This is a genomic window from Streptomyces lomondensis, from assembly GCF_014651035.1.
Taxonomy (GTDB): Bacteria; Actinomycetota; Actinomycetes; order Streptomycetales; family Streptomycetaceae; genus Streptomyces; species Streptomyces lomondensis.
The window spans coordinates 336,957-361,417 of sequence record NZ_BMWC01000007.1; the positions used below are offsets into that span (position 1 = coordinate 336,957).

At 71.4% G+C, this 24,461-nt stretch carries 23 protein-coding genes and 1 pseudogene; 7 read left to right on the plus strand and 17 right to left on the minus strand.

Going from position 1 to position 24,461, the window contains the following annotated elements; genetic code table 11:
* Positions 1-414 precede the first annotated feature (414 nt).
* The gene (locus IE255_RS24580; protein ID WP_190052520.1) at positions 415-765 is read left to right on the plus strand and encodes a helix-turn-helix domain-containing protein; all 351 of its coding nucleotides are present in this window, start codon (positions 415-417) and stop codon (positions 763-765) included.
* A gap of 92 nt (positions 766-857) precedes the next feature.
* On the opposite strand, the gene IE255_RS24585 is transcribed toward IE255_RS24580, so the two are convergent.
* From IE255_RS24585 to IE255_RS24605, 5 genes are all read right to left on the minus strand, one after another.
* Positions 858-2,432, minus strand: coding sequence for an alpha/beta hydrolase (locus IE255_RS24585; RefSeq protein WP_229906564.1), 1,575 nt, complete (start codon positions 2,430-2,432; stop codon positions 858-860).
* 153 nt (positions 2,433-2,585) lie between these two features.
* The gene (locus IE255_RS24590; RefSeq protein ID WP_190052521.1) at positions 2,586-3,374 is read right to left on the minus strand and encodes an ABC transporter permease; all 789 of its coding nucleotides are present in this window, start codon (positions 3,372-3,374) and stop codon (positions 2,586-2,588) included.
* Positions 3,371-4,345: an ATP-binding cassette domain-containing protein gene (locus IE255_RS24595; protein WP_372487539.1), complete on the minus strand. Its 975-nt coding sequence runs from the start codon at positions 4,343-4,345 to the stop codon at positions 3,371-3,373. Before IE255_RS24595 ends, IE255_RS24590 begins: the two co-directional genes overlap by 4 nt.
* 47 nt (positions 4,346-4,392) lie before the next feature.
* The gene (locus IE255_RS24600; RefSeq protein ID WP_190052522.1) at positions 4,393-5,235 is read right to left on the minus strand and encodes a DUF4097 family beta strand repeat-containing protein; all 843 of its coding nucleotides are present in this window, start codon (positions 5,233-5,235) and stop codon (positions 4,393-4,395) included.
* Between the two features lie 140 nt (positions 5,236-5,375).
* Entirely contained in the window at positions 5,376-5,903 is a 528-nt protein-coding gene (locus tag IE255_RS24605; RefSeq protein WP_190052523.1) for a hypothetical protein, read from the minus strand.
* 216 nt (positions 5,904-6,119) lie between these two features.
* On the opposite strand from IE255_RS24605, the gene IE255_RS24610 reads away from it, so the two are divergent.
* The gene (locus tag IE255_RS24610; protein ID WP_229906565.1) at positions 6,120-7,031 is read left to right on the plus strand and encodes a hypothetical protein; all 912 of its coding nucleotides are present in this window, start codon (positions 6,120-6,122) and stop codon (positions 7,029-7,031) included.
* A gap of 61 nt (positions 7,032-7,092) precedes the next feature.
* Here the strand turns inward: IE255_RS24610 and IE255_RS24615 are convergent, their stop codons facing one another.
* Both IE255_RS24615 and IE255_RS24620 read right to left on the minus strand, forming a co-directional pair.
* A complete protein-coding gene (locus IE255_RS24615) occupies positions 7,093-8,292 on the minus strand; it encodes an NAD(P)/FAD-dependent oxidoreductase (protein ID WP_190052524.1) in 1,200 nt (399 codons plus the stop codon).
* Positions 8,293-8,394: 102 nt separating this feature from the next.
* Positions 8,395-9,342 carry an RNA polymerase sigma-70 factor gene (locus tag IE255_RS24620; RefSeq protein ID WP_190052525.1) on the minus strand — a complete coding sequence of 316 codons (948 nt, stop codon included), beginning with the start codon at positions 9,340-9,342 and terminating at the stop codon, positions 8,395-8,397.
* Between the two features lie 156 nt (positions 9,343-9,498).
* Between IE255_RS24620 and IE255_RS24625 the strand changes: the two genes are divergently transcribed.
* Positions 9,499-9,726, plus strand: a complete 228-nt coding sequence (locus IE255_RS24625) for a hypothetical protein (protein ID WP_190052526.1) — start codon at positions 9,499-9,501, stop codon at positions 9,724-9,726.
* A gap of 77 nt (positions 9,727-9,803) precedes the next feature.
* Here IE255_RS24625 and IE255_RS24630 read toward each other — a convergent pair whose 3' ends face one another.
* The 8 genes and pseudogenes from IE255_RS24630 to IE255_RS40420 form a co-directional block, all read right to left on the minus strand.
* Positions 9,804-10,244 carry a hypothetical protein gene (locus tag IE255_RS24630; protein ID WP_190052527.1) on the minus strand — a complete coding sequence of 147 codons (441 nt, stop codon included), beginning with the start codon at positions 10,242-10,244 and terminating at the stop codon, positions 9,804-9,806.
* Positions 10,245-10,347: 103 nt separating this feature from the next.
* Positions 10,348-11,802: an IS607 family element RNA-guided endonuclease TnpB gene (tnpB, locus tag IE255_RS24635; protein ID WP_190052528.1), complete on the minus strand. Its 1,455-nt coding sequence runs from the start codon at positions 11,800-11,802 to the stop codon at positions 10,348-10,350.
* Positions 11,799-12,374, minus strand: a complete 576-nt coding sequence (locus IE255_RS24640; RefSeq protein WP_190052529.1) for an IS607 family transposase — start codon at positions 12,372-12,374, stop codon at positions 11,799-11,801. The genes tnpB and IE255_RS24640 overlap by 4 nt, the downstream gene beginning before the upstream one ends.
* 141 nt (positions 12,375-12,515) lie before the next feature.
* Positions 12,516-13,025: an inclusion body family protein gene (locus tag IE255_RS24645; protein WP_190052530.1), complete on the minus strand. Its 510-nt coding sequence runs from the start codon at positions 13,023-13,025 to the stop codon at positions 12,516-12,518.
* Positions 13,018-14,880, minus strand: coding sequence for a thiamine pyrophosphate-binding protein (locus IE255_RS24650; RefSeq protein ID WP_190052531.1), 1,863 nt, complete (start codon positions 14,878-14,880; stop codon positions 13,018-13,020). The genes IE255_RS24645 and IE255_RS24650 overlap by 8 nt, the downstream gene beginning before the upstream one ends.
* Positions 14,877-16,916, minus strand: a complete 2,040-nt coding sequence (locus tag IE255_RS24655) for a flavin monoamine oxidase family protein (RefSeq protein WP_190052532.1) — start codon at positions 16,914-16,916, stop codon at positions 14,877-14,879. Before IE255_RS24655 ends, IE255_RS24650 begins: the two co-directional genes overlap by 4 nt.
* Positions 16,917-17,477: 561 nt before the next feature.
* Complete coding sequence (locus IE255_RS24660) at positions 17,478-18,437, minus strand: hypothetical protein (protein ID WP_190052641.1); 960 nt, start codon at positions 18,435-18,437, stop codon at positions 17,478-17,480.
* A gap of 618 nt (positions 18,438-19,055) precedes the next feature.
* Positions 19,056-19,211, minus strand: a pseudogene (locus tag IE255_RS40420) (helix-turn-helix domain-containing protein); the annotation flags it as partial.
* A 268-nt stretch (positions 19,212-19,479) separates the two neighbouring features.
* Here IE255_RS40420 and IE255_RS24670 point away from each other — a divergent pair.
* On the plus strand, positions 19,480-20,031 hold the full coding sequence (locus IE255_RS24670; RefSeq protein ID WP_229906566.1) for a DUF4232 domain-containing protein: 552 nt from the start codon (positions 19,480-19,482) through the stop codon (positions 20,029-20,031).
* Between the two features lie 113 nt (positions 20,032-20,144).
* Complete coding sequence (locus tag IE255_RS24675) at positions 20,145-20,729, plus strand: sigma-70 family RNA polymerase sigma factor (protein ID WP_190052634.1); 585 nt, start codon at positions 20,145-20,147, stop codon at positions 20,727-20,729.
* Positions 20,730-20,813: 84 nt separating this feature from the next.
* On the opposite strand, the gene IE255_RS24680 is transcribed toward IE255_RS24675, so the two are convergent.
* Together IE255_RS24680 and IE255_RS24685 are read right to left on the minus strand one after the other, a co-directional pair.
* Positions 20,814-21,410, minus strand: coding sequence for a hypothetical protein (locus tag IE255_RS24680; protein WP_190052533.1), 597 nt, complete (start codon positions 21,408-21,410; stop codon positions 20,814-20,816).
* A 264-nt stretch (positions 21,411-21,674) separates the two neighbouring features.
* The gene (locus IE255_RS24685; RefSeq protein WP_190052534.1) at positions 21,675-22,958 is read right to left on the minus strand and encodes an MFS transporter; all 1,284 of its coding nucleotides are present in this window, start codon (positions 22,956-22,958) and stop codon (positions 21,675-21,677) included.
* Positions 22,959-23,056: 98 nt separating this feature from the next.
* Between IE255_RS24685 and IE255_RS24690 the strand changes: the two genes are divergently transcribed.
* Together IE255_RS24690 and IE255_RS24695 are read left to right on the plus strand one after the other, a co-directional pair.
* A complete protein-coding gene (locus tag IE255_RS24690) occupies positions 23,057-23,440 on the plus strand; it encodes an ArsR/SmtB family transcription factor (protein ID WP_190052535.1) in 384 nt (127 codons plus the stop codon).
* 127 nt (positions 23,441-23,567) lie between these two features.
* Entirely contained in the window at positions 23,568-24,461 is an 894-nt protein-coding gene (locus IE255_RS24695; protein ID WP_190052536.1) for a hypothetical protein, read from the plus strand.

A 24,461-nucleotide genomic window follows, 5' to 3' on the forward strand; every position in this document is an offset into this window, starting at 1 on the left:
ATCCTGCGGCCCTCGAATGCCAAAATCTACCTTTGCCAGAGTAGACATTGCCTCCCGGTCCGGTTAGCCTTCTTCTCGTTGACACGGTCAAAAGAGACCCGGCAGACACGAACTGCCGGGAGCAGTACCTGAAGTTCGCAGGTCAGTAATTGGTCCAGAGGAAGAACGGAGGAGCAGACGCCATCAGGATCGCCCGGCCCGGGAAGCCCTCGGACCGGGTACCGCAAGACCCCGGATTGGATGGTGGTCCCCGGTCACGCAGCCGCGATCCCCGCACCCCTCCCCTTGCCGGGCCGGGTAGCGGACACAGAAGGTCGGCAGAGCATCAGGGCCGACAGATGGTGTTGAATTTCCTTCGGGGCCTTGGTGCCGTACGGCACCAAGGCCCCTCGACGCGTTGCACTACGAGGTGACATGGCAGCAGATACTCCGCTCAGCGATCGTCTGGACGACGACGACTACCCCGCGTACACGATGGGCCGGGCCGCCGAGATGCTCGGCACCACCCCCAGCTTCCTCCGGGCCATCGGTGAGGCACGGCTGATCACTCCCCTGCGCTCGGAGGGCGGGCACCGCCGGTACTCCCGCTACCAGCTGCGGATCGCCGCGCGCGCCCGCGAGCTCGTCGACAGGGGAACGCCGATCGAGGCTGCCTGCCGCATCGTCATCCTCGAGGACCAGCTCGAGGAAGCCCAGCGCATCAACGCCGAGTACCGCCGCGCCGCGAACGAGGCGGCCGGCAGTACAGGTGCCGCCCCGAGCTGATCCGTCTCGCCTTCCTGCCCCACGCTGCCGCTTGTCACGGAGCGCGGCCCGGCCGGGGCCGGCCGGGCCGCGCTCTCTCGCTCAGGGTCGGGTCAGGCGGTTCGCCCGTACGTCCCCGTGCCCAGCAGGTCGGGCAGCGGGTTGACGAGACCGCCGGCCGGGGACTGCCGCTGGGCGGAGGGTCCGGTCGGCCAGACCGCGGGGCAGTGGGTGCCCTTGCGGGGGGTCTTCAGGGTGAGCAGGTAGGTGTCGATGGCGTCCCGCGCGCACGGGCTCAGCCAGTAGTCGCCGTGGCCGACGCCGTCGTAGGTGAGGAGCACGGCCTCGCGGCCGATCTGACGGGCCGCGTTGGCGCCCCAGGAGTGCGGGGTGGCCGGGTCGTACCGGCTGTTGGTCATCAGGATCGGCGGGGTGCCGTCGACACGGAGCCTGCGCTGCGGGTTGGTCACCTCGGTCGGCCAGTTCTGGCAGCCGGTCTGGACCGTCCAGCCGAGGGGGCTGAAGCGGGTGACGGGCGCGCGGCGGGCCAGTTCGCGTTCGAAGCGGGCGAGGGTGGCGTACGAGGAGACGCCGAAGTCGTAGTCCTGGCACATCACCGGGTAGAACGGGAACTCCGTCGGCTCGCCGTACGTCCGCAGGGACCGTGCCGCCGCGGGCGCGGAGGCGTCCAGCTCGGTGAGGAGCCGGGCGAAGTCGAACCAGGAGGCGGGGTCGTACATGTAGCTCAACGCGGCGCTCTGCAGGTCCTGGGGTGCGACCGTCTGGGGCGGGTCGCCCGGCAGGACCAGGTCACCGGCGTCGGCGCGCTTGTACAGCGAGTCGAACAGGGCGCGGGTGTCCCGGCCGTGGAGCGCGCAGGACGCCGTACGGGCGCACCAGTCGGCGAACTGGCCGTACGACTCCTCCACCGCGGCGGCCTCGGTCTTCTGGAAGCCCCACCGGCCCAGGCTGTGGTCCATGTTCGAGTCGAGCGTCATCGCGCGGACGCGGTGCGGGTAGCGCTCGGCGTACTGCTGGCCGATCGCGGTGCCGTAGGAGACGCCGTAGTAGCTGATCCGCCGCTCGCCGAGGCCGGCGCGGATCGCCTCCATGTCGCGGACGACGCTGCCGGTGTCCATGTGGTCGACGAGCGGCCCGGTGAGGTCGCGGCAGCTCTCGCCGAGCGCGCGGTTCGCCTCGCGCAGGGCGGCGAAGGAGGAGGCGCTGTCCGGGTAGATCAGCGCCTCCTGGGCCTTCACCCGGTCCGCGTCGCACTTCACCGGGTTGCTGAGGCCGACGCCGCGCGGGTCGAAGCCCACGATGTCGAAACGCGCCAGCAGGTCCGGGGAGAAGCTCTCGGGGGCCGAGAACGCGAAGTCGACGCCGGAGCCTCCCGGGCCACCGGGGTTGATCAGCAGCGAGCCGATCCGGCGCTCGGGGTCGGTGGCCCGGTGGCGGGCGAGCGCCAGGTCGACGGTGGCGCCCCGGGGCCGCTTCCAGTCCACGGGCACCTTGAGGGTGGCGCACTCGAAGGTGCCCTGGCCGGAGGGTGACGCACAGGGCTTCCAGGCTATGTGCCCGGGCGAGAGGGTCTCGGCCGCGGGGGCGGCGACGGCGGTCCCGGCGAGCAACTGGCCGAACAGCGCGGTGACCAGGGCTCCGACGGCCAGTCGGCCGCGCGTTCTCACGCGCGGGACCAGTGGGGGGTTGGACGGCACGGATGTTCCTCCATGGCTCAGGAGTTCACAGACGGATCACAGCCTGTGTCCAACGCCCCTGTGAATCAAGCAAATTGATGGTTGTTCAGACAGTCGCCCCCATCACGTCTCAAAAGAGACGCGCTACTTCGGGTCGCGCTGGAAGAGTGACCGGGACCAGACGTAGCCGAGGACGGCCAGCCCCACGCACCAGGCCACGGCCAGCCAGCCGTTGTGGCCGATGCCGCTGCCGAGGAGCAGGCCGCGGAGGGTTTCGATGGCCGGGGTGAACGGCTGGTACTCGGCGATCGGCCGGAACCAGCCCGGCATCGCGTCGACCGGCACGAACGCGCTGGACAGCAGCGGCAGGACCATCAGCGGCAGCGCGTTGTTGCTGGCCGCCTCGGGGTTCGGGCTGGACAGGCCCATGCCGACGGCGATCCAGGTGAGCGCCAGGGAGACGAGCACGAGCAGCCCGAACGCCGCGAGCCACTCCAGGGCGGTGGCGTCCGTGGACCGGAACCCGATGGCCACGGCGACGGCCCCCACGAGCACCACGCTCATCACGCACTGGAGCACGCTGCCGACGACATGACCGATCAGCACCGACCCGCGGTGGATGGCCATCGTGCGGAAGCGGGACATGATGCCCTCGGTCATGTCCATGGTCACGGACACCGCGCTGCCGATCGTGGTGCCGCCGATGGTCAGCATCAGGATCCCCGGGACGAGATACGCGAGGTACGCGGACCGGTCGGCACCGCCGCCGATGCCGGCGCTCATCGTGTCGCCGAAGATGTAGACGAAGAGCAACAGCAGCATGACCGGCGTGAACAGCAGGTTCAGCGTCATGGACGGGTAGCGCCGGGCGTGCAGGAGGTTGCGGCGCAGCATCGTGGCCGAGTCGCGCACGGCGAGGGACAGGGAGCTCATCGGGCGGCCTCCGTGAGGGCGAAGAAGACGTCGTCGAGGTCGGGGGTGTGCAGGGTCAGCTCGTCGGCCTCGACGCCGGCGGCGTCCAGCCAGTCGAGGAGGGAGCGCAGCTCGCGCTGGCTGCCGTCGCTGGGAATGTGCAGGGCGAGGGATTCGTCGTCCCTGGTGGCCTCGCGCAGGGCGGAGGCGGCGGCCTGGTAGGCGGCCGGGTCGGTGAAGCGGAGCCGGACGTGTCCGCCGGGGACGATCCGCTTCAGCTCCTCGGCGGTGCCCTCGGCGGCGATACGGCCGTCGTTGAGCACGGCGATGCGGTCGGCGAGTTCGTCGGCCTCCTCCAGGTACTGGGTGGTGAGGAAGACGGTGGTGCCGCCCGTGACCAGCTCGCGGATGATCTGCCACATGGTGTGCCGCGAGCGCGGGTCGAGGCCGGTGGTGGGCTCGTCGAGGAAGATGATCCGCGGGCTGCCGACCAGGGTCATGGCGATGTCGAGGCGGCGCTTCATGCCGCCGGAGTAGGTGGCGGCGGGCTTCTTCGCGGCCTCGGTGAGGTCGAAGCGCTCCAGCAGCTCGGCGGCGACCCGCCGCCCCGCACGCCTGGACAGGTGGTGCAGGTCCGCCATGAGGAGCATGTTCTCCTCGCCGGTGATCAGGCCGTCGACGGCGGAGAACTGACCGGTGACACCGATCGCGGCGCGCACGGACTGCGCCTCGGTGGCGAGGTCGTGGCCCGCGACCCGGGCCTGCCCGCCGTCGGCGGTGACGAGCGTGGAGAGGATCTTCACGGCGGTGGTCTTGCCGGCACCGTTCGGGCCGAGCAGCGCGAACACGGACCCGGCCGGGATGTGCAGGTCGATGCCGTCGAGCACGGTCTTGTCGCCGTACGACTTGCGCAGGCCGACGGCGGAGACGGCGGCCGGTGACGAGCCACCGGAGGCACCCGAGCTGGGCATGGGCATGACAGAAAGAGGCATGGGGCCCTCCCGTAGAAGGCTGAGGTGGACGGGGGTGGCGGTGGTGGTCAGGCCTTGGCGCGGAGGACGTCGATGTTGCCCCAGTTGGTCCGGGCGCGGACCGTGACGGTGTCCTCGGTCTGCTCCGGGGCCTCGGACGCGGCGAGCGTGTTGCGCACCTGCCCGCGGTTCGAGCTGACGTCGAGCCAGGCCGCCGTGCCCTCGCGGACACCGACCTCGATGGAGCCGTTGGAGGTCTCCAACTGGACGGTGCCGCGGGCGACTTCGGCGACGCGAAGGTGCCCGTGGGTCGTGGTGCCGGTGACCGACGCCTCGGCGCGGGCGATGTCGATGCCGCCGTGGGCGCCGTTCACCCGCAGTTCGCCGGTCACGGCGCCGACCGTCGTGGCACCGTGGGTGTTCTTCAGGACGGCGGGGCCGTCGACGAGGCCGACGCGCACATTGCCGGTGCTGGTGGTGATCTCGGCCATGCCTACGACCCGGTCGACGGTGATCGAGCCGTGCGACACCTTCAGGTGCAGTGGGCCGGTGGTGTCGAGGCGGACATCGCCGGCCGAGTTCTTCACCCGGACCTCGCCGAGCCGGCCGTCGCCGAGCACATTGGCTGCGGCGCAGGTCAGGTCGATGCCCGAGCCTGTGGGCAGCTCCACCGTGACGTCCACGGCGCCGCCGCGTCCGAGCAGATTGGCCTTGGGTGTGGTGACGGTCAGGGTGCCGCCCGCGTACCTGGCGTCGGTCTGCTCGGCCGCCCTCGTGTCCAGGTCCTTCTTCGGGTCGAAGGGCCGCACCTCGACGACGGTGTCGAGGCGGTCGCTCGCGGTGAACCGGACGGAACCGCCGTACACATAGGCGGTGACCGAGATCGGTGCGGGAGTGTCGAAAGAAGGCATGGCTGTCCCGTCCTCTTGGGTCTTCAGGACGTCCCCCCTGGTGGGACGTGGTGTGGGTGAAGTGCTGCGGGTGCGGTGGTGCCGGTGCAGTGGTGCCGGTGCAGTGGTGCCGGTGCAGTGGTGCGGGTCGGGGGGTGCGGTCAGCGCACCCAGCCCGTGAAGCTCTGCCCGATGGTCTGGGTCTTCTCCGTCGTACGCGGCCGGGTGCCGCCGTCGACCGCGGCCGACACGGCGCGCACCAGCCACGCGTTGACCGACAGGCCCTCGCGGCCCGCGGCCTCCTCGGCCCGGGCCTTGAGGTGGGCCGGCAGACGGAGGTTGACGCGTGCGGTGCCGCCCTCGTCGCCGTCGGCCGGGGCCGGGGCGGCCGGGGTCCTGAGCGGCTCGGCCGGCGCGGCCGGCTCCGCGGGGGCGCCGGTGCCGGTGGGCGGCGGTGTCACGACGAAGTCGGGGTCGAGTCCGCGCAGCCGTACGTCGACGGAGCCGGGGGCGAGTTCGCGGGTGATCTCGTCCATCGCGGCGGAGAGCACGTTGAGCAGCGTCAGCCGGGTCGCCGACTCCAGCGGAGCGGTGAGCCGCTCGGCCAGCTCGCGGGCTTCCTCGCCGCCGGCCTCGGCGGCCACCGCGAGTTCGCGGCGGAGGGTGTCGACATACGGGGTGAGGTCCATAACGCCATCATGGCACCACAGTGGCGCCATTGGCAAGCACCATGTGGCACCACATGGCACACCGTGGCACCCTGTGGCACCAGGGTGGTGCTTCTGAGGTCAGTGTGACGGTTGCTGCCGGTCCGGCGCTTGATCAGTGAGGCCTGACTAGGCCTCCTGGAGTTTGTCGCAGCCAGACGGAAACAATCCCTTGGGGGGACCATGGCGAGAAGTGCCATGCCTGGACGCACACTGAGACGGGCCTGGGGCGTGGTGACGGCCATGACGATGGCGCTCACGGCCGCACCGCTGGCGGGGGTCGCGGAGGCCCACATCGCGGCGTCGGGAACGCTGAGCTTCAGCGGCGAAGCGGGCGAGCCCATGACAGGTGGCCGGTCGTACTCGTACTCGGCCGGTTCGGTCCAGCTGTTCGACGTCCAGGGCAGCAGGGACGAGAACGGGCTCACCGTCGCGGTCGACGCGCAGGAGGGCACGCTCTGGCGGTTCATCATCGCCGCTCCCGACGGTCAGAAGCTGACCGAGGGCACCACGTACACCGGCGTGAAGCAGTGGCCCTACGCGCAGCCCGAGGACCCGGAGATGGTGTTCAGCGGGACCGACAACGGGACCGAGAAGTGGTGCAACACGAGCACGGGCTCCTTCACCATCCAGAACATCTCCTTCGGCCCCTACGGCTACGTCCGCGAACTCGACGCCACCTTCGAGCAGTACTGCAACGGATCGACCGTGCCCCTGCGCGGTGAGGTCCACGCGGTCATGCCCGAGCCTCCGGCCGAACTCGCCCTGGGGATGAGCGTCGACCCCGAGGGCGGGGTGGACGTCCCGGACGGGAAGATCACCGTCGGTGGCACCGTGACGTGCAACAAGCCCGCGAGTGTCGAGCTCAACGGCCAGGTCTTCCAGGTCCAGAAGAAGGCGACGCCGGGCGCGTCCTACCACACGACCGTGGCCTGCACCCCGGGCGCGCCCGTCCCGTGGTCCGTCCGCCTCACCAGCCTGGAACCCGGTACGTCGTTCCAGCCGGGCGCGGCGACAATGCGCAGCAGGGCCCGGGCGGACGACCGGGACTACCCGGTGACCGCCGACACGGGACAGCAGGAGTACCAGATCCAGTTGTCCAAGTCCTGAGTCCTGAGTCCTGAGTTGTGAAGCGCAACCCCCGGGTCGCGGACCCGGGGGTTGTTCGCGGTCAGACCGACTCACTGACCGGCGAGGCCTGCCGGGCCGGCATCCGCACGACGCGGCGGCGCCGGACCGGCATGCCGACTGTCGGGTGGGCGACGCCCCAGGCCGCGCCCTTGCAGATCAGTTCCTTGTAGACGGCGGCGAGCCGGCCGGTCAGCGCCGCCGGGACGGCGCGGTCGTCGGCGGTGACGTACTGGATCAGGCCCTCCCTGCGGCCCAGGGAGATGCACTGGTTGAAGTAGCGCAGCGGCACGTTCGGGAGCTTCCCGCCGGTCAGCCGGGCCGCGATGGCGTCGGCGGCCTGCCACGCGGTGGGGACGCCCGAGGCGCACGACATCCGCAGCGGCTTGTCGCCGGGGCCCGCCACCAGGGCCGCGTCGCCGATGGCGTAGACGTCCGGGTGCGAGACCGAGCGCATGGTCCGGTCGACCACGATCTGTCCGGTACCGGAGACCTCCAGGGTGGTGGCCTGCGCGATCGGGTGGACGGCGAAGCCGGCGGTCCACACGGTGACCGCGGCGGGGATCCGCTCGCCCTCGGCGGTGCTGACGTGGTCGGCCTCGACCGCGGTGACGGCGGTGTGCTCGTGCACGGTGATGCCGAGCCGGTCGAAGACCTTCCGCAGGTGCCGGCGGCCCTTGGGCGCGAGCCAGTCGCCGAGACCGTCGCGGGCGGCGAGGGCGACGTCGAGGTCCGGGCGGGCCTCGGCGATCTCGGTCGCGGCCTCCACGCCGGTGAGGCCGCCGCCGACCACGACCACGGGCTCCCCGGCGTCCAGGCGGGCCAGGCGCTCGCGCAGCCGGAGCGCTCCGGGGCGACTGGCGATCTCGTGGGCGTGCTCGGCGGTGCCGGGGACGCCCTGGTCGTTCCAGCCGCTGCCGAGGGCGTACACGAGGGTGTCGTACGGCAGCAGTTCCTCGGCGCCCTGTGCGTCGGTGACGGTGACGGTCCTGCCGTCGACGTCCACGCCGGTGACCCGGGCGAGCTTCAGGGCGACGCCGGTGCCCGCGAACATCTCGCTGAAGGGCCGGGGCGTGAGGTCCTGGCCGGTCGCGAGCTGGTGCATCCGGACGCGCTCGACGAAGTCGGGCTCGGCGTTGACCAGAGTGAGGGCGACGTCTGCGCGGTGCAGCCGCTTGGCGAGGCGCCCGGCGGCGGTGGCGCCGGTGTAGCCGGCCCCGAGGACGACGATGCGGTGCTGCATGTCTGGCTCCTGTCGTGAGCAACCTTGAGCGGATTCGCCCCTTGAACCGGGCGGCCCGCCGTTTCCTGACAGGAACGGGGTGTGAAGCAGCTCACATTGCGGTCAGAAGGCGGCGCGGAGCAGAGGTTCGCCGTGCTCGGCCGCGGCCCAGTGCTCGGTCGCCCGTTCGAGCTTGTCCGGGTTGACCTGGGTGCGGAACGCGGCGATGCCGTCGGCGGTGACCTCCAGGCAGGTGACGCCGACGACCCGGCCGTCCACGACCGCGACGATGGCCGGATCGCCGTTGGCGGTCGTGGCGTAGACCTCGGGCGAGCCGCCGACCAGGTCGCGCTTGGCCTTGCTGGGCTTGAACAGGCCCCGCATGAACTTCGCGACCGCGAGGGCGCCCTCGAACGCCTTGGCCCGGGCCGGGACCTTCCCGCCGCCGTCGCCGACCGAGACGGCGTCCTGGGTGAGCAGCCGCACGAGCGGCTCGGTCCGGCCGCTGGTGGCGGCCGCGAGGAACTCCTCGATGATCCGGCGGGCGGCGGCCGTGTCGACCTCGGTGCGGGCCCTGCCGTCCGCGACGTGCTTCTTGGCACGGTGCAGGATCTGCTGGCTGGCGGCCTCGGTGATGTCGAGGATCGCGGCGATTTCCCGGTGCGGGTAGTCGAAGGCCTCCCGCAGCACGTACACCGCCCGCTCGTTGGGGGACAGGCGCTCCAACAGGGCGAGCACGGCGTACGAGACCGATTCGCGCTGTTCGGCGGTGTCGGCGGGGCCGAGCATCGGGTCCCCGGCGAGCAGCGGCTCGGGCAGCCACTGGCCGACGTAGGTCTCGCGCCGGGCGCGGGCCGAGGTGAGCTGGTTGAGGCACAGGTTGGTGAGCACCTTCGTCAGCCAGGCCTCGGGCACATCGATGCGCTCGACGTCGGCGGCCTGCCAGCGCAGGAACGTCTCCTGCACGGCGTCCTCGGCCTCACTCGCGGAGCCGAGGAGGCGGTAGGCGATGGCCTCCAGGCGAGACCTGGACGCCTCGAACCGGTCCACGTCGTGCACGGTCAGGGCCATGGCCGCGATCCTAACTCGCGCGGGGGCGCGAGGGCGGTTGTGTGGGGGGCCGTGTGGGTACGCGAGGGCGGCCCGTGGGGCGGGCCGGTGCCGGCCGGGGGCCGGGCCGAGGCGGCGACGCGCCGGGGCCGGGGGCAACGGCCGACGGCAGCCGGGATGGCGACCGCGCCGGAGCCCGGGCCGACGGCCAACGACGGCCGGGATGGCGACCACGGCGGCGCTGGAGGCGACGGCGGCCGGCGACGGCAGGCCGCACAGGCGGTGAACACCACGGGGCACGCCGCCACCGCCGCACCACAGGCGCCCGCCAGGGCGGCAGCCGGGGCGGCGACCGCGCCGGAGCCCGGGCCGACGGCCGACGACGGCAGGCCGCACGGGCCGTGAACACCGCCGGGCACGCGGCCACCGCCGCACCACAGGCGCCCGCCGGGGCGGCGACCGCTTCGAGGCCGGGGCCGGCATCAGTGGTAGTTGGCGTTGGTCTCCGCGGTGTCGTGCCGGACGTTCTCCGGGGCGAGGCGGCGGTACGCGGCGCGGGCGTGGGCGAGGCGGGCCAGGGTCGTGCCGAGGAGGGTGGCGGTGAGCAGGCAGGCGAGCCAGGTGGTGTCGCGGTGCCCGGCCCAGGTGAGGGTGCCGGCGGGCGGGATGGCGAAGGCGTTGAGGAAGAGCCAGCAGAGTACGGCCGTGCCGGGAGCCGCCGTGAAGCGTGCGCACAGGCCGAGCACGGCGGCCAGCAGGGACAGCGCGGTCAGGGCCAGTCCGGGCCGGTCGGTTCCCACCACGGCATTGAGGAGCGCCACCAGTACCAGCGCGCCGCCGAACGCTCCGGCCCAGACCAGCGGGGTCGCCACCGGCCGCGGGACGGGTCTGGCTCCGGTGCCCAGAGGTATCCACTCGATCATGCTGGCGCTTCCTTCCCGGTCCTCCTGGACAGGGATTGTCCGTTGCTCAGAGCCTAAGCGGATCTCAGCATTCCGGTCATTTCGGCCCGGAAGGTCCGTCACATCACCAAAGTGTGAGGGCTTTGGCTTGAGGACGGTCTCTCGTTTCCGTCTGCCGGTGGTGCGGCAGGGTTGCGCCACCTGCCCGCCCCGCACTCGTCTTGCGACGGGTGCGGGTGGCGCGGGTCTTGCGGTCGGCTCCACGAGGCTTCGACACCACGGGGGTGTCCTGGTCTCCGGCCACTCCGGTACCAGTGGTGCAGGCTGCCGCGAGGGCGGCGAGGTTGAGCGCGGCGTTGTCGTCCCGGTCGATGACCAGGCCGCAGGCGTCGCATTCGTAGGTCCGGATGTGCAGCGGCAGCTTGGCTTTCACCGCGCCGCACCCGGAGCAGGTCTTGGAGGAGGGGTACCAGCGGTCAGCCACGATCATGCGGGTGGCGTGGCGCTGGCGGGTCTTGTAGTCGAGCTGGCGGCGGATCTCTCCGAACCCGGCGTCGGCGATCCGGCGGGCCAGGCGCCGGTTCTTCAGCATGCCGGCGACGTTGAGGTCTTCGACCACGACGGTGCCGTACTCGGCGGTCACGGCGGTGGTGAGCTTGTGCAGGGCGTCGGCGCGGAGGTTCGCGGCCCTGTGATGCACCTTGTTGCGGGCTGCGTTGGCCTTCTCCCACCGTTTTGAAGGCTTGCGGCCGGTGCGGCGGTCCGGGCCCTGGCGGCGGGACACCGTGCGGGACGCGCGGCGCATCTGCTTCAGCGCCTGGTCGTAGTGGCAGGGGTTGGGCACGGTGCGGATCTCGCCCGTGCTGTCGGCCATCACCGCGAGGGTCTTCACGCCGAGGTCGATACCGACCGCCGTGTCCGGGCGCGTGACGCGTTCGTGGTCTCGCTTGACCTCGACCTGGAACGAAGCGAACCAGCGTCCGCGTTCGTGGCGGACGGTCGCGGACAGGATCCGTGCCGTCCCGGCCTGGACGCGGGTGAGGAGCTTGTCGGTGGGCTCGTGGGTGCGCAGTGTGCCGAGCCGGGGCAGAGTGACGTGCCGGCCGTCAGCGTCGACGCGGATCGTGCCGGTGGTGAACCGGCAGGACATGCGCGCCTTCCGCTTCGACTTGAACCGCGGCGGCCCCATCCGGGCGCCCTTGCGCTTGCCGTTCTTCGACTTCGCGTAGTTGTCGAACGCCGCCGACGCGTTCGCAAGGCCGGTGGAGTACGCCTCCTTGGAGTTCTCCTCCCACCACCCGGCGAACCTGGGATCTGTGTGTTTGGCGGCATTGAACGCCTTCCGCAGCGACGGCAGCGACCACGGCCGCCACTGCGTCTGCTCCGCCTCGGCAACGCCGTACGTCTCCTCGGCTTTGCGCTGCCACCAGGAGGCGGTCACCCAGCCGACAGCCCAGTTGTACGCGGCGCGCGCCGCACCGCAGTGCGAGCGCAGCGCGCGCTCCTGGGAGGCGTTCGGGTCCAGGGCGAACCGGAACGCCTGCACCACGAACCCGGACTGCGGCTGGAACTTCTTCACTCGGCAGCCTCGCCGGTCGCCACGGCCACCGCGCGGGCTGCCCGGTTCTTCGCCGCCCGTCGCCCGTACAGACGCGCGCACATCGACGTGAGCACCTCGGTGATGTCCCGCACCAGATCGTCAGCGGTCTCGGTGGGATCGAGGACGACCAGGCGCCGCCCGGACGCGGACAGCGCGGCTTCGAGGTGTTCGACGCCGAACCGGGCCAGCCGGTCACGGTGCTCGATCACGATCACAGCGGCGGACGGGTCGGACAGAACCCGGTGCAGCTTGCGCCGACGTCCGTTCAGCCCCGAGCCGACCTCGGTCACGACCTCCGCAACCGGCAGGCCGAGCCCGGTGGCTCCCTGGACCACGCGGGCCACCTGCCGTTCAAGGTCCGGCTGCTGGTCCGCCGACGAGACCCGGCAGTACGCCACGACGCGGCCGGATGTCTCCGAGGTGGGCTCGTCGACCAGCCACGTGCCGGACGGCGTCTGGCGTACCGGGACCGGCATACGGCCCTCTTTCGCCCAGGCCCACGCGGTCTGGTAGTGCACGCCGTTACGTGCCGCCCACTCGGAAAGTTTCACACGATCAAGATAACAGATGAGAAACGCTGAGATTCACGGATGAATTGCACAGCAGTTGTCACCCCTCCGCGCATCCCTGTGCGCCGCCGGACGTGCCCCGCCGACGCGCCCTACCGGAGGGGTTGTCGGCGGGGCGCTACCTCACGAGTCCTCGATGGTGATGAAGGGGTCCCACTGGAAGTACCCCTTCAACTGGCGGTGGCGGTCCAGTATCTGGAAGTAGAAGTGGTACACGACCTTCCCCGCCCGCTTGACCGTCGTGCGCCAGTAGTGGTCCTGGTAGCGCTGTGTGTCGAACTCCGGCCTGCCCTCGCTGCCCTCCCTGGGCAGGGGGTAGATGCCGTCGACCACCTCGATCTCCGGCGTCCTGATGAGCTGGTGCCCGCTGTCGCTGCTCACGTACCGGTACAGCAGGGCCTTGTAGTCGCTGCCGAGCGACACGGTCGTCTCCCGCCACTTGATGGTGTCCCCGGGCTCGGCCCGCAGGTTCAGTTCGGCGCCCGAGGTGCCCACGATGTGGTCGTGGCGGGTCGTCATGTAGATCAGGTTGTGGTCGACGTGGGTCGGTGCGTCGGGGTTCTGGGACGGGTACGGGTTCTGTTCGACGATCGTGGCCGCGTCGAACGCGATCAGTACGTTGAGGTCAGCCATTCCTCTGCTCCTTCTCCGGTGTCACCTTGTAGGCCATCGCCCGCGGGTAGTCGTGCCGGTGCAGGCGGACGCGGACCAGCAGCGGCCCGGCGTTGACCGGGTCGGCGGGGTCGTCGAGTCGGTCCAGCAGTTCGTCGAGGTCGGAGGTGTGCGCGATCTCGACGCCGCTCGCCGGGGTCTTCCGGCCGGCGAACACGTCGGCGAGGCGGTCGTAGTGCCAGGGGTGGAGGACGTTGTAGAAGTCCGCGCCGTGCGCGCCGTCCGCGTCGCCGCCGTCCCGGCCGGCGAAGTACGACGGGTGCACCAGCATCTGCTCGATGCCGTAGAAGTGGCCGTTGTCCATGACGAAGACCACCGAGCGCAGCCCGAGCCTGGTGTGGGTGGAGAGTTCCTGGCAGGTCTCCTGGAAGGCGCCGTCGCCGACGAACACCATCGGGCGGGCCTCCCCGCGCTCGGGTGCGAGGGCCGCGCCGGTGGCCGCGCCGACCGACCAGCCGATGGACAGCCAGCTCACCTGGGAGAGGAACCCGCCCGCGGGCAGGGACAGGTTCATCGAGCCGATGAGGGAGAACGCGGCGTCGGAGACGACCGTCCAGTCCTCCCCGGTCTCGTGGTTCAGGAAGTGGTTGATCCGGTCGAACACGCCGTCGTAGGTGAGGTGTTCGCCGCGCCGGTGGGCCGAGCGGGCGCTGCGCAGTGACGCCCGGTGGTGCTCCAGGCCCGCCGGGCGGTGGCCGAGCGGGCCGTGGTGGGCGTGGGACTCGGCGTAGTAGTCGGCCTCCAGGCCCCCGGAGCCGTACGCCTTCACCAGCGCGTCCTGGAGCGCGGGCAGCAGCTGTTCGAGCTGCACGTCGGGGAAGTAGGTGGTGCCGACGCTGACGCCGCCGCGCGCGGCCATCACCCAGTCGTCGCCGACGCACTGCTCGCCGCCGAGGTTCTTCGACGTGGACCAGGCGCCGAGCCCGATCCGGCAGGTGGCCCAGTCCTTGAACACCGCGTGCACGTCGGGGTGGCTGGCCTTGCCGTTGTAGACGCCGTGGAACTGCGGCAGGTCCTCGTCGACGACGGCCTTGGCGCCGACCGTGGTGCAGAACGGCACGCCGGTGGCCTCCACCAGGTCGGTGAGCTGCCCGCCGAGGCGGAACCGGTCGATCTCCTCGCCGGCCCACACGATCGGCCGGGGCCTGCCGTCCGGGCCGGGACGCTCCTCGACCAGGGCGAGGACCGCCTGCACGCACTTGTCCAGCATGGGCTGGTTGCGCGCGCTGAACGGCCGGTCGCGGCGGACGAGCGGCGCCTCGGGCCCGGGGCACGGCTCGTCCCACAGGTCCTCCATGACCTCCAGGTAGACGGGCCGGCGTTCGGAGAGGCAGGCGGTGAGCGCGGCGTCGATCTGGCCCGGGGCGAGGCCCGGGTTGGAGATGACCTGCGCGTCCACGGTGACCTGCCGGTAGGCCTCCAGGTTGCTCTCGGCGCGCGGGCTCATGTGCGAGGTGAGCAGGCCGAGGGCGCGGTAGTTCTGCCACTGCTCGTACGGCGGGGAGGCGTTGACCGCGACCAGCGGGACCTGCTCCACGTAGGCGCCGCCGCAGGCGTTGAGCAGGTTGAACGCGCCGACGCTGTAGGTGACCGCCGCCGCTCCGATGCCGTGGATGCGGGCGTAGGCGTCGGCGGCCTGGCCCGCGCCGCCCTCGGTGGGCGTGCCGACCCACTCGACGTCGCCCTCGGCCCGCAGGGTGGTCAGGAACGGTCCGAGGTGGTTGCCGGGGACGCCGAACAGATGGGTGATGCCCAACTCGGCCAGGCGCAGGGCGAGATAGCGGGCGACCGTGCACTCCGGGTCGATGGCGGTCACGGGCGCTCCTCCCCCGCGTCCGGGCCCGGGGTGGTGACCGGCGGGGCCTGGTGGACGGCGAGGGCGGCGCGGACGGCGCTCTCCAGGGCGCCCTCGATCCAGGCGTGCTTGAGGGAGGTGTGCTCGCCGGCGAAGTGCACCGGGCCCTCGGGGCGGGAGACGTCCAGGTGGAAGCTGGTCATCTGGTGCGCGGTGTAGATGGCGGCCTCGCCGAAGGCGTACGGGTCGCGGGCCCAGCTCTTGGTGGCGCCGCGCCCGGTGAAGAACACCTCGATGCGGCGGCCGTGCAGGGCCTGGAGGTTGCGCAGGGCGTAGACGTAGCGCTCCGGGCCGCGCATGGAGTCCCAGCGGGCGGCGTCGTCGGACCAGCAGTACGAGGCGAGGACGACACCGCCGGTGCTGCCCTCGACCCGGTGCGACGGGTAGTACATGAACCGGTTGGGGTTGTCGGCGGCGGAGCCGCCGCCGAAGGCGTGGGTGGCGGGGCGCACGGCGGGGCCACGCAGCGGCAGGCTGCCGTTCAGCTCCCGCATCTCCTCGGTGACGCTGCTGTCCTTGACGGCGGCGCCGAGCAGTCCGGCCTCGGCGCCGGTGAGCGCGAGTGCGGGATCGGTGTCCGCCTCGGCGCCCGTCCGGTAGTACTCGTACAGGCCCGGCGCGATCCTTTCGAGCTCCTCGCGCCAGTCGTCCTCGGTGAACTCCCACCACCGGTGGCTGAACTCCAGCAGCACCTTGGTGGCCTGGTCGTAGTGGGTCTCGATGATCGCGCGGCGCTTCTTGTACGACATCGACGGGACGATCTCCACGAAGCGCAGGGCGGAGAACGGGATGGTGACGATCGCCAGGTCGGCCGTCCACAGGCGCGGCGGGGCCTGTGGATCGTCCTCGGCGACGGTCTGCACGGCCACGCCCCAGCCGTCGGGCCCGACGGCGCCGGTGCCCTCGGGGTCGGTGTCGCGGCTGGGGTCGTGGAACTCCAGGCGGATCATGCGGTGCCCGAGCCGCACCTCGTCGCGCAGGCCCTCGTGCAGGGCGTGCGGCAGGCGCCAGCTGCCGCCGGGTATCTCCCAGTAGCGGACGCCGGGGTTGATGTCGCTGCGGCTGAGGAAGCTGTGGAAGAACGACAGGTGCAGCCGCGAGGACATGTTCTCCAGGGTTCCGACGGCCTCGATCGCCTCGTCGCTGAGCCCGGCGTAGTCGCGCAGGAAGCCGCCCATCGAGTAGCCGTCGAAGTCGCGGATCACCCGGGCCCAGCCCTCGACCCACTCCTCGAGCGGCTTGTTGACGCGCTTGCCGTCGACGACGTCGGAGTAGTAGTCGCGCACGCTCTCCAGCGCCTCGTCGACCATCTTCACGACGGGGGCGCGGACTTCGTCGCCGGTGAGGTGGAAGCCCTCGTTGACGCGTTCGGGCGTGGTGGCGTAGTCGGCCCGGCGCACCTGGACGCGGTTGGCGCGGATCCAGGAGTTGCCGCGCTTGTCGGGCTCGCGGAAGTCGGGGCTGTCGTCGCCGTAGGTCCACGTCCGGCCGGTGAAGGAGGTGTACGTCACCGGGGGCACGGGGGTGTCGGGGCCGCTGCCGGTGCCGGGGTCCACGTCCACGTTGTAGAACTGGCGGCGGCCGAGCCCGAGTTTGTCGACCAGGGCGAGGACGAGCGGGTGGAAGTCGGGCAGCCGCATGGCGCCGGCCTCGGCGTACTGGGCCGGATCGTCGAAGGGCTGGTGGTGCTTGGTGGCGCGGAAGGTCTTGATGCGGCCGCCGACCCGGCTGGCGTTGGCTTCCAGAATGGTGACGTCGTGACCGGCGTCCTTGAGTAATCGGCCGGCGACGAGGCCGGTGATTCCGGCGCCGATGACGAGGATCTTCTTGCGCGGGTGGTGGGTGGGGCCGAGGCGGCCCGTGTCGATCAGGGTGTGCAGGTAGTGGAGTTTGAGGTCCTTGTCGTCCGGCCCGACGAGAAGGAGTTCGCGGGCGAGCCGGAGACACGTCTGCCAGCGCGCACGGGTGGCGGAGTTCTCCCGGGAAGTGTCGGTCATAGCTAGCGATCGTAGATATGGAGAAACGGTTTCGCGGTTTCCCGGAACACAAAGTCCGGAAAACGCCGATCGCACCGCTTGGCGGAATTTCAGCTTGTTCGGAATTCTTTTCGAGAACGGGAGGTTCAGCAGAGACGGAAGGGAAATGGAATCCCGTCCGGCAAGGAATTCACTTACGGAATCAGGAAATCCTGATCGGTGGCGGCAGGAGCTTCCGGGCGGGGGGTGCGGGGCAGGAGCGGGTGCGTGCTCTCGGCGTGCCGGGCGTAGGCCCTCGTTTTGGGGGAGCGTGCATGGCGTCGTGAGGCAGACGGGAATTGTCAGACACGGCCTAGCATCCCGCCCGCCCGCGGGGTCCAGCTCCATCGCCCCGTCTACGACGTACGTGAGCCAGGTGTCCCCGACGGTGAACGTACGGACCGCGGACTGGTCGTTCAGCGCGCCGAAGAGGGGTGTGGCGGGGCGGTCCGTGGCGGCGTACGCGGTGGTGGCCGCCGCGGACGCGGTGCCCTTCTCCTGAGGACCGCGAGCACGCCGGTGGGCCGACGTGCCCGGGGACGGCTACTGCTGCGGCTCCTGCTTCTCCCACTCGGTGCTGCCGGGCATGTAGCCGTAGAGCGGACGGCCGGTCATGGAGGTGGTGCGGAAGGGTTTTCCGCCGTCCGTGATCTCCAGCGTTCCCTGCCGGCCGCCGCTGCTCCACTCCAGCACCAGGTACCACTTCACATCGCGGGTCTTGGTCTGGGCGGTGATGTACAGCACCTCCGGGTCGGACTGGCTGACGCTGTAGGGGAAGCCGCGCTGGCCCGCCTTCGGCCGCACGGCGGGCCGTGCCGCGTCGAGGTCGAGACCGAACTCCCTCGGTTCCACCCCTCCGCCGCAGCCCACCCCCATCACGAACGCGTTCCAGTCCAGGGGTGCGCCCGAGCCGACCACGCGGACGTCCAGCGACTCGATGACGACGGCCTTGTCGCCGGTGCCCTGGACGGTCAGCGACACACGATGCCTGCCCGAGGAGACGGCGCCGGCGTCGCTCGCCCATTTCGCGGCGTCCTGCAGCGTCGACGGTGGCAGGGGCACCTGGGCAGGTGGCCGGTCGACCAGATAGTGCGTCCCGCAGTAGTGCTCCCAGTCGTGGGCTCGCGCGCTCACCGTCAGCGGCACGGAGTCGTCGTCCGGGGCGGACCCCGGCGCGTTGTCCGGGTTCGTGGCGGCACCGCCGCCCGCCGACGCCGACGCCGACGCCGGCGGCTTCGCGCTCGGCGTCTTCGAGGCGGAGGAGCGGCTCGGCCGCGCGGAGGGAGACGAGGACGGGGACGGGGACGCCGACTCCTGCGGTGCCCAGGAATCGGGGAGCACCTCCGTGGCGCGCGGCCGGCCGCCCGGGTTCGCGCCGGTGTCGATGTTTTCGAGCACCGCCGTCGTCAAGGCGACCACGGCCAGGGTGCTCGCGACGACCACGAACCGCCGCCTGCGGAAGAACGACCGCCGCGGCACGGGGCGCCGCGGCGGCGCCCCCACTTCCGGTGACTCCTCCGCACCGGGTTCGTGCCGGTTCCCGGGCCCCGCCACGGAGGCGCCCAGGGCAGCCGCCGACGGTTCCGGCAGGGCATTCGTCCCGGGTCCCTGCACGGTTTCGGCCCCGGATCCCGGCACAGCTCCCGCTCCGGGTCCCTGCACGGTTTCGGCCCCGGGCCCCTGCACGGTTTCGGCCCCGGGCCCCTGCACGGTTTCGGCCCCAGGTCCCTGCACGGTTTCGGCCCCGGGCTCCGGCCGGGCAGCCGCCCCAGTTCCGGGCACAGCCCCCTCCCCGGACCCCGGCACAGCTCCCGCCCCAGCCCCCGGCAGGGCAGCCGCCCCAGCCCCGGCCGCGGCACCCGGCCCAGAGTCACCCCCAGACCCCGTCACGGATCCCGGAGCACCCTCCGGCTCGGAGCCGGAGTTGGAGCCGGAGTCGGAGTCGGAGCCGGAGTCGGGTACGAGGGCCCGGCCCACGCCCCCCGGCAGCCCGTCCGTTCTGTCCGCCGCGGCTCGCCGGGAGCGTTCCCGGGCCGCGTCGGCCATGACCCACCGGCGATGCAGCTCGACCACTTCCTCCGGGGTCGCCTTGCACACCCGCGCGAAACGCGAGACCGACGCGTAGTCGGCAGGCACCCCCTCCCCCTTGCAGTAGCGGTGCAACGTCGACGTACTCATGTGCGCCCGCTTGGCCAGAGCTTCGTAGCTGAGCCCCGAACGCTGCTTCAACTCGCGTAGCAGCGCCGCGAAATCAGCTGTCTCCTCAGCCGCCCCCACCGGTCCTCCATCTCATTCGACATCCCACGAGTGGGACATTCCCCCTGGTCAGAGCCAGTGCCGACGTCCCAGCGTTCCAAAGGTCAGGTTGGAATGGCGGATGGGACGGAGCGTGGCACAGGCTTGGGTCATCCAAGCACGCCGCCCTGCTCGACGGCGGTGACGCTGATCTCAACTTCCCTTTTCGGCCGCGAATCTGTCCGGCCGACAACCATGAACCGGATTACCTGAATCCGGAACTCGAAACTCAGAGAAAGCAGTTCATCCCATGCGTATCGCACGCCGTTCCACCACCCGCGTGGCCGCCTCCTCCATGGTCGCCGCCGCCGCTTTCGCACTCGTCGGCGTCCAGGCCGCGGGCCAGACCGCCTCCGCCGCCACCTCGAACAAGGTCGTCACGGCCGCCTGCACGACCGCGAACACGAAGCTGACGGTCAAAGACGTCCCCCGGCCCATCAACCACCTGCTGCTCACGGCCACCAACACCGGCACCAAGGCCTGCAACCTCTACTACGCGCCTTACCTGGGCGCCGGCGCCGGCGCCCAGGCTCCCATCCAGTGGCTGGAGTCCAGCAAGCCCCAGGCCGTCGTGACGCTGGCTCCCGGAGAGTCCGGGTACGCCGGCATCGGGACCTTCACCCCCGACGGCCACAGCGGCCACACCGCCAAGACCCTGGGCGTGTCCTTCGCCAACAGGGAGGCGAACGGCTCGGTCGGCAACGCCGCGACGCTGAACCTGCCCAACGGCGGCACGTACTTCAACAGCTCCGCCTTCGTCACCTACTGGCAGAGCGACGTGTACAACGCGCTGTTCAGCTGAGCCGGCCCGCGTCCCACGGCACGGCCTGTTGGTTGCGGTGCCGTGGGACGCGCCCGTGCTGTCTGTCTTTTTGCCTACGGGGGATGTGGCGTGAAGAAGTGTGAGGCGACGTGATGCTGGTCGCAGAGGTCCGGTCGGCCGGGACGCCGACCGTGGGCGGCGGGGTCCCGGCGGCCCGGGAGCGGAGCGGCGCGGACGCCGAGATGTTCGTCCGGGCGGTGTACGCACAGCACGGCAGGGTGCTGCTGCGGTACGCGGCCCGGCGGCTGCGGGGCGACTGGCACCGGGCGGAGGACATCCTTCAGGAGGCCGTCGTCCGGGCCTGGCGTCACGGCGGGGCGCTGGGCAGGGCGCCGGAGACGATGCGGCCGTGGCTGTTCGCGGTCGTGCGGAACCTGCTGATCGACGATCACCGCGCGCAGGCGCTGCGCCCGGTGGCTCAGGAGGCGCTGGATGACACGGACGTCCCCGTCGCCGACGAGGTGAACCGGCTGCTGACGGGGCATGTGGTGACGGAGGCGCTGGAAGACCTCACCGATCAGCAGCGCGAGATCCTCAGGCACATGTACTTCGACGGCAGCAGCGTGGCCGAGGTCTCGGTTCTCCTCGGCGTCCCGCGGGGGACGGTGAAGTCCCGCACGTACTACGCGATGCGCGCGCTGCACAGAGCCCTGGCCGCTCGCGGCGTCCACGGCTGACACCCACCGTCGTGCCGAGGTCTGTCCGCACATCTCGACCACAAACTGCTGCCGAAGAACTGCGAAGGCGAGATGACGGCACTCTCACGCCGCCGCAGGTACCTTCCCGGCCGCGGAACGGCGCTTCCAGTACGCGACGGTCAGCACGGCCAGCAGCGGCCCCCACAGGGTCAGCGGCGCGTAGCAGAAATAGAACCAGGCAGCTTCCCAGCCGCCGGCTTGGCTCGGGTAGTCGGCCGACGGGTCGCCGCCTCGGATCGTGGTGCCCCTGATCTCGGAGACGAGGAACAGGAGAGTGAACAGGAAGGTGAGGACCATGGCCCCGACAGCGGCCGGGAGGACCGCCGCCTTCCTCGGAACCCGGCGGCCGCGCAGGAACGGGATCCAGCGCGGGAACACCTCGCCCCAGCGGGCGATCAGGCCGATCGCAGTGAACGCGAAGACTTCGGACAGGATCGACAGGAAGACGACGTACGCCCGTTCGCCGAGTCCAAGACCGCCGTCGAACGCGACCGGGAGTCGCCAGATGCTGGAAGGAAGGACGGCTAACGGAACGGCGTAGGCAACGAGTCGCATCCGCCGCGACACTCCGGCAACGGGCTCGTGGGCGGTCCGCCATGTGGCGTGGAATCGTCCGAGGCGGGCGGTAGTGGGTGCTTCGGCGTGCGGGAGTGGCTGCATGTGCGGTCCTCGGTTTCGGGGCACTGCCGTTCGGCCCGTTCCGTAATGAAGATCCCGGTCAAGGAGGCTCCGAGGATCGCTCTGGGGGGCTGAACTCGCTCCGTCTGACGGCCGAGAAGCGGTGCGACCGGAGAATGACGACGGCAGGGCCCGGCGGTAACCAGCGGTCACGCTGGGCAAATTGGAACCCGTTCAGTTGAGACGTCACCTGCGTGCGGCACGGCCCCCTTCCACCTGGCCACGACCGGCCGGCGCGCCGTGGCGTCACGCCGGCTCGGGCACCCGGCGGTGGCCGGTGAGGACGACGATGGCGCCGACGACGGCCAGGCCCATCAGGACGGTGCCGAAGACGGTCGCCCCGGTGGGCAGGCCCACGGCGTCCATGAGGTAGCCCGTGGACACCGGCAGGAGGCCCGCCGGGATGTAACCGCCCACGTTCAGCGCGGCGTTGGCCTCGGCGAGCCGCTGCGCCGGGACGGTGGAGTTGAGCAGCGAGAGGCCGCCGAGCTGGCCCATGCCCTGGCCGGCCCCGGCGAGCAGGGCGGAGGCGACGAGCAGGGCGACCGAGGAGGCGTGCACGGCGGCGATCAGCGCTCCCATGCTGAGGGTGGTGCTGATCGCGCCGGCGGTCAGGATGGTGCGCCGGCGCAGTTTCTGCACGGCGAACTGGACGCCGGTGGCGGCGAGGAACATGACGAACGCCATGGCACCGGAGACGATCCGGCTGGTGGTGCCGAGCAGTTCGGTCAGCAGGGTGGGGCCGAGCGACAGCACGAAGGACGTGGCGGTGATGCCGGGCGCGAACACCGCGATGCCCAGGGTGAGATGGATGCCGTTGCCGTGCGGCACGCCGGGCACGCGCACCCAGGCGCCCTTGCCGCGGGCGGCGGGACGGCGTACGGGCATGCGCAGCACGGCGAGGACGGCCGTGACCAGCAGGACGGCCTCGACGACGAAGACGGTCACGGTGGGGGCCGGGAGCGTCTCGGACAGCAGGCCGGCGAGCAGCGGGCCGAGGCCGGCCCCGAAGACCATCGCGCAGGAGGCCAGCAGCGCGGCCAGCCGCTTGCGCTCCGGGCCCGCGACGTCCGTCACGGCCGCCATGCCGGCGGAGACGACGGCGCCGACGGCGATGCCGGTGAACAGCCGGGCGATGATCAGCGCGGCGACCGTCGTGACGGTCGCGAAGATGGCGCAGGCGGCGAGGGCGAGGCCGAGCGCGGGCAGCAGCACGGGCTTGCGGCCGAGCCGGTCGGAGACGACGCCCGACACGAGCAGCGAGCCCAGCAGCCCGACGATGTAGAACGCGAAGACGACGGTCAGGGTGCCCTTGGAGAACCCGATGTCGCGCTGCCACAGCACGTACAGCGGGGTCGCCGCGTTGGACAGCACGAAGACGGCGGTGACGGGCCACGCCGCCAGCCACACCCACCAGGTGGGCGTACGGCGCTCGGTCCGCGCGGGCGCGGCCGGCTCCGGTGGGGCGGGGGACGCGGGGCGTTGCTGGGCGTCCACCGCCTCGGCGGACACGGTCCGACTCTCCGACATGGGTGCTCCCTCCGGGCAAGCTCAGTACGAGTCCATTCGAACTTAGCATGCAGTACGATTGAACTCGTACATAGGATTCGGGTTATAGGGAGTGGCCTATGTCTGCGACGGTTCGAGGGGCGCCGGTCATCAGGGTGTTGCCGGAGCCGGAGGGCCTGCCGGAACCGCTGCCCGAGCCGGCGGTCGAGGACCTGCGTCTGGAGACGGTGCTGGGAGCGCTGAGCGACCCGCTGCGCCTGCGGATCGTGCAGAAGCTCCTGCTGGAGTCGGAGACGTTCGACCACTCCTGCGGCTGGTTCGGCCTGGACCGCCCCAAGTCCTCCCTCACCCACCACTTCAAGGCCCTGCGCGAGGCCGGTGTCACCCGCCAGCGCCAGTACGGCCTGGAACGCCGCAGCCACGTCCGCGTCACCGATCTCAACGCCCGCTTCCCGGGGCTGCTCGACCTGGTGGCGGCCTGGACCCCGCCGGACGCGACCTGAACCGACCCTCGCCCTCGCGTTGTTCGGCGCCGCGGACCGAGTGGCCGAACAATCCGTGCCTCGTTGAACTGGGATGGGACATCCGGCGTGCGACAGCCGGACCAGGGCACGGAGAGGGGCCGAACGGATGGGCAAGAGGGGGACGGCCGTCGTGATGGCCGCCGGGCTGGTACTGGCGCTCGGCGGCTGCGGCGGCGGGACGGACGAGAAGGCCGGCGCGTCGGGCGAGGCAGCGGCGAAGCCGGCCCCGGCCCGGGCTCCGTCACGGGAACTGGTGACGTGGGTCGGCGAGATGTGCGAGTCGGCCGTGGTGCTCAAGGACCTGCGGGCGAGGAGCACCGCGGAGCTGAAGGACATCCGGGACCCGGACGCCGAGATCTTCGCCCAGGCCCGGGCCCTCGGCTACCTCTCCGAGACGCTGACGGCGGTGGAGACCGAGGAGAGCGACCTGGAGGAACTGGACCCGCCGGGCGTTCCCGCGGCCGACCGGCTGCTCGGCGCCTGGCGGAAGAAGGTGAAGCGGGCCGTAAGCCAACTGCGCGCGATGTACCCGGACCTGGGCGGCGAGGACGCCGTCAGCGGCGCCGCCGCCATCGACCGGCACGTCCAGTCCCTCACCCCGCCCCGGCCGGACCTGCCCGCGCTGGCCGAGCGGGACCCGCAGCTGGCGTCCGCGTACCAGCGGGCCGAGCAATGCGCCCCGGGCTGGAAGCCCCCCAAAGAGGAAACCTCCTCCCCCTCACCCGAGCCCAGCGGCCCGCTGCCCGAGGCGGCGGACGGCAAGAACGTCGCCGCGTGCTCGGACGGCGCGTGCGAGATCCTGGTGACGTCCACGGCGGACGTCACGGCGAACGGGGTGAACGTGCACATCACCGTCGGCAACTCGGTCACCTTCCAGACCCCGAGCACCATCATGAACCTCGGCGGCCAGGGCGGCGTGGCCCAGTTCGGCGACGCCCTGAAGGTGACCGTCGTCGCGCAGAACGAGGACGGGGCCGTATTGAAGTTCGCCAAGCCCTAG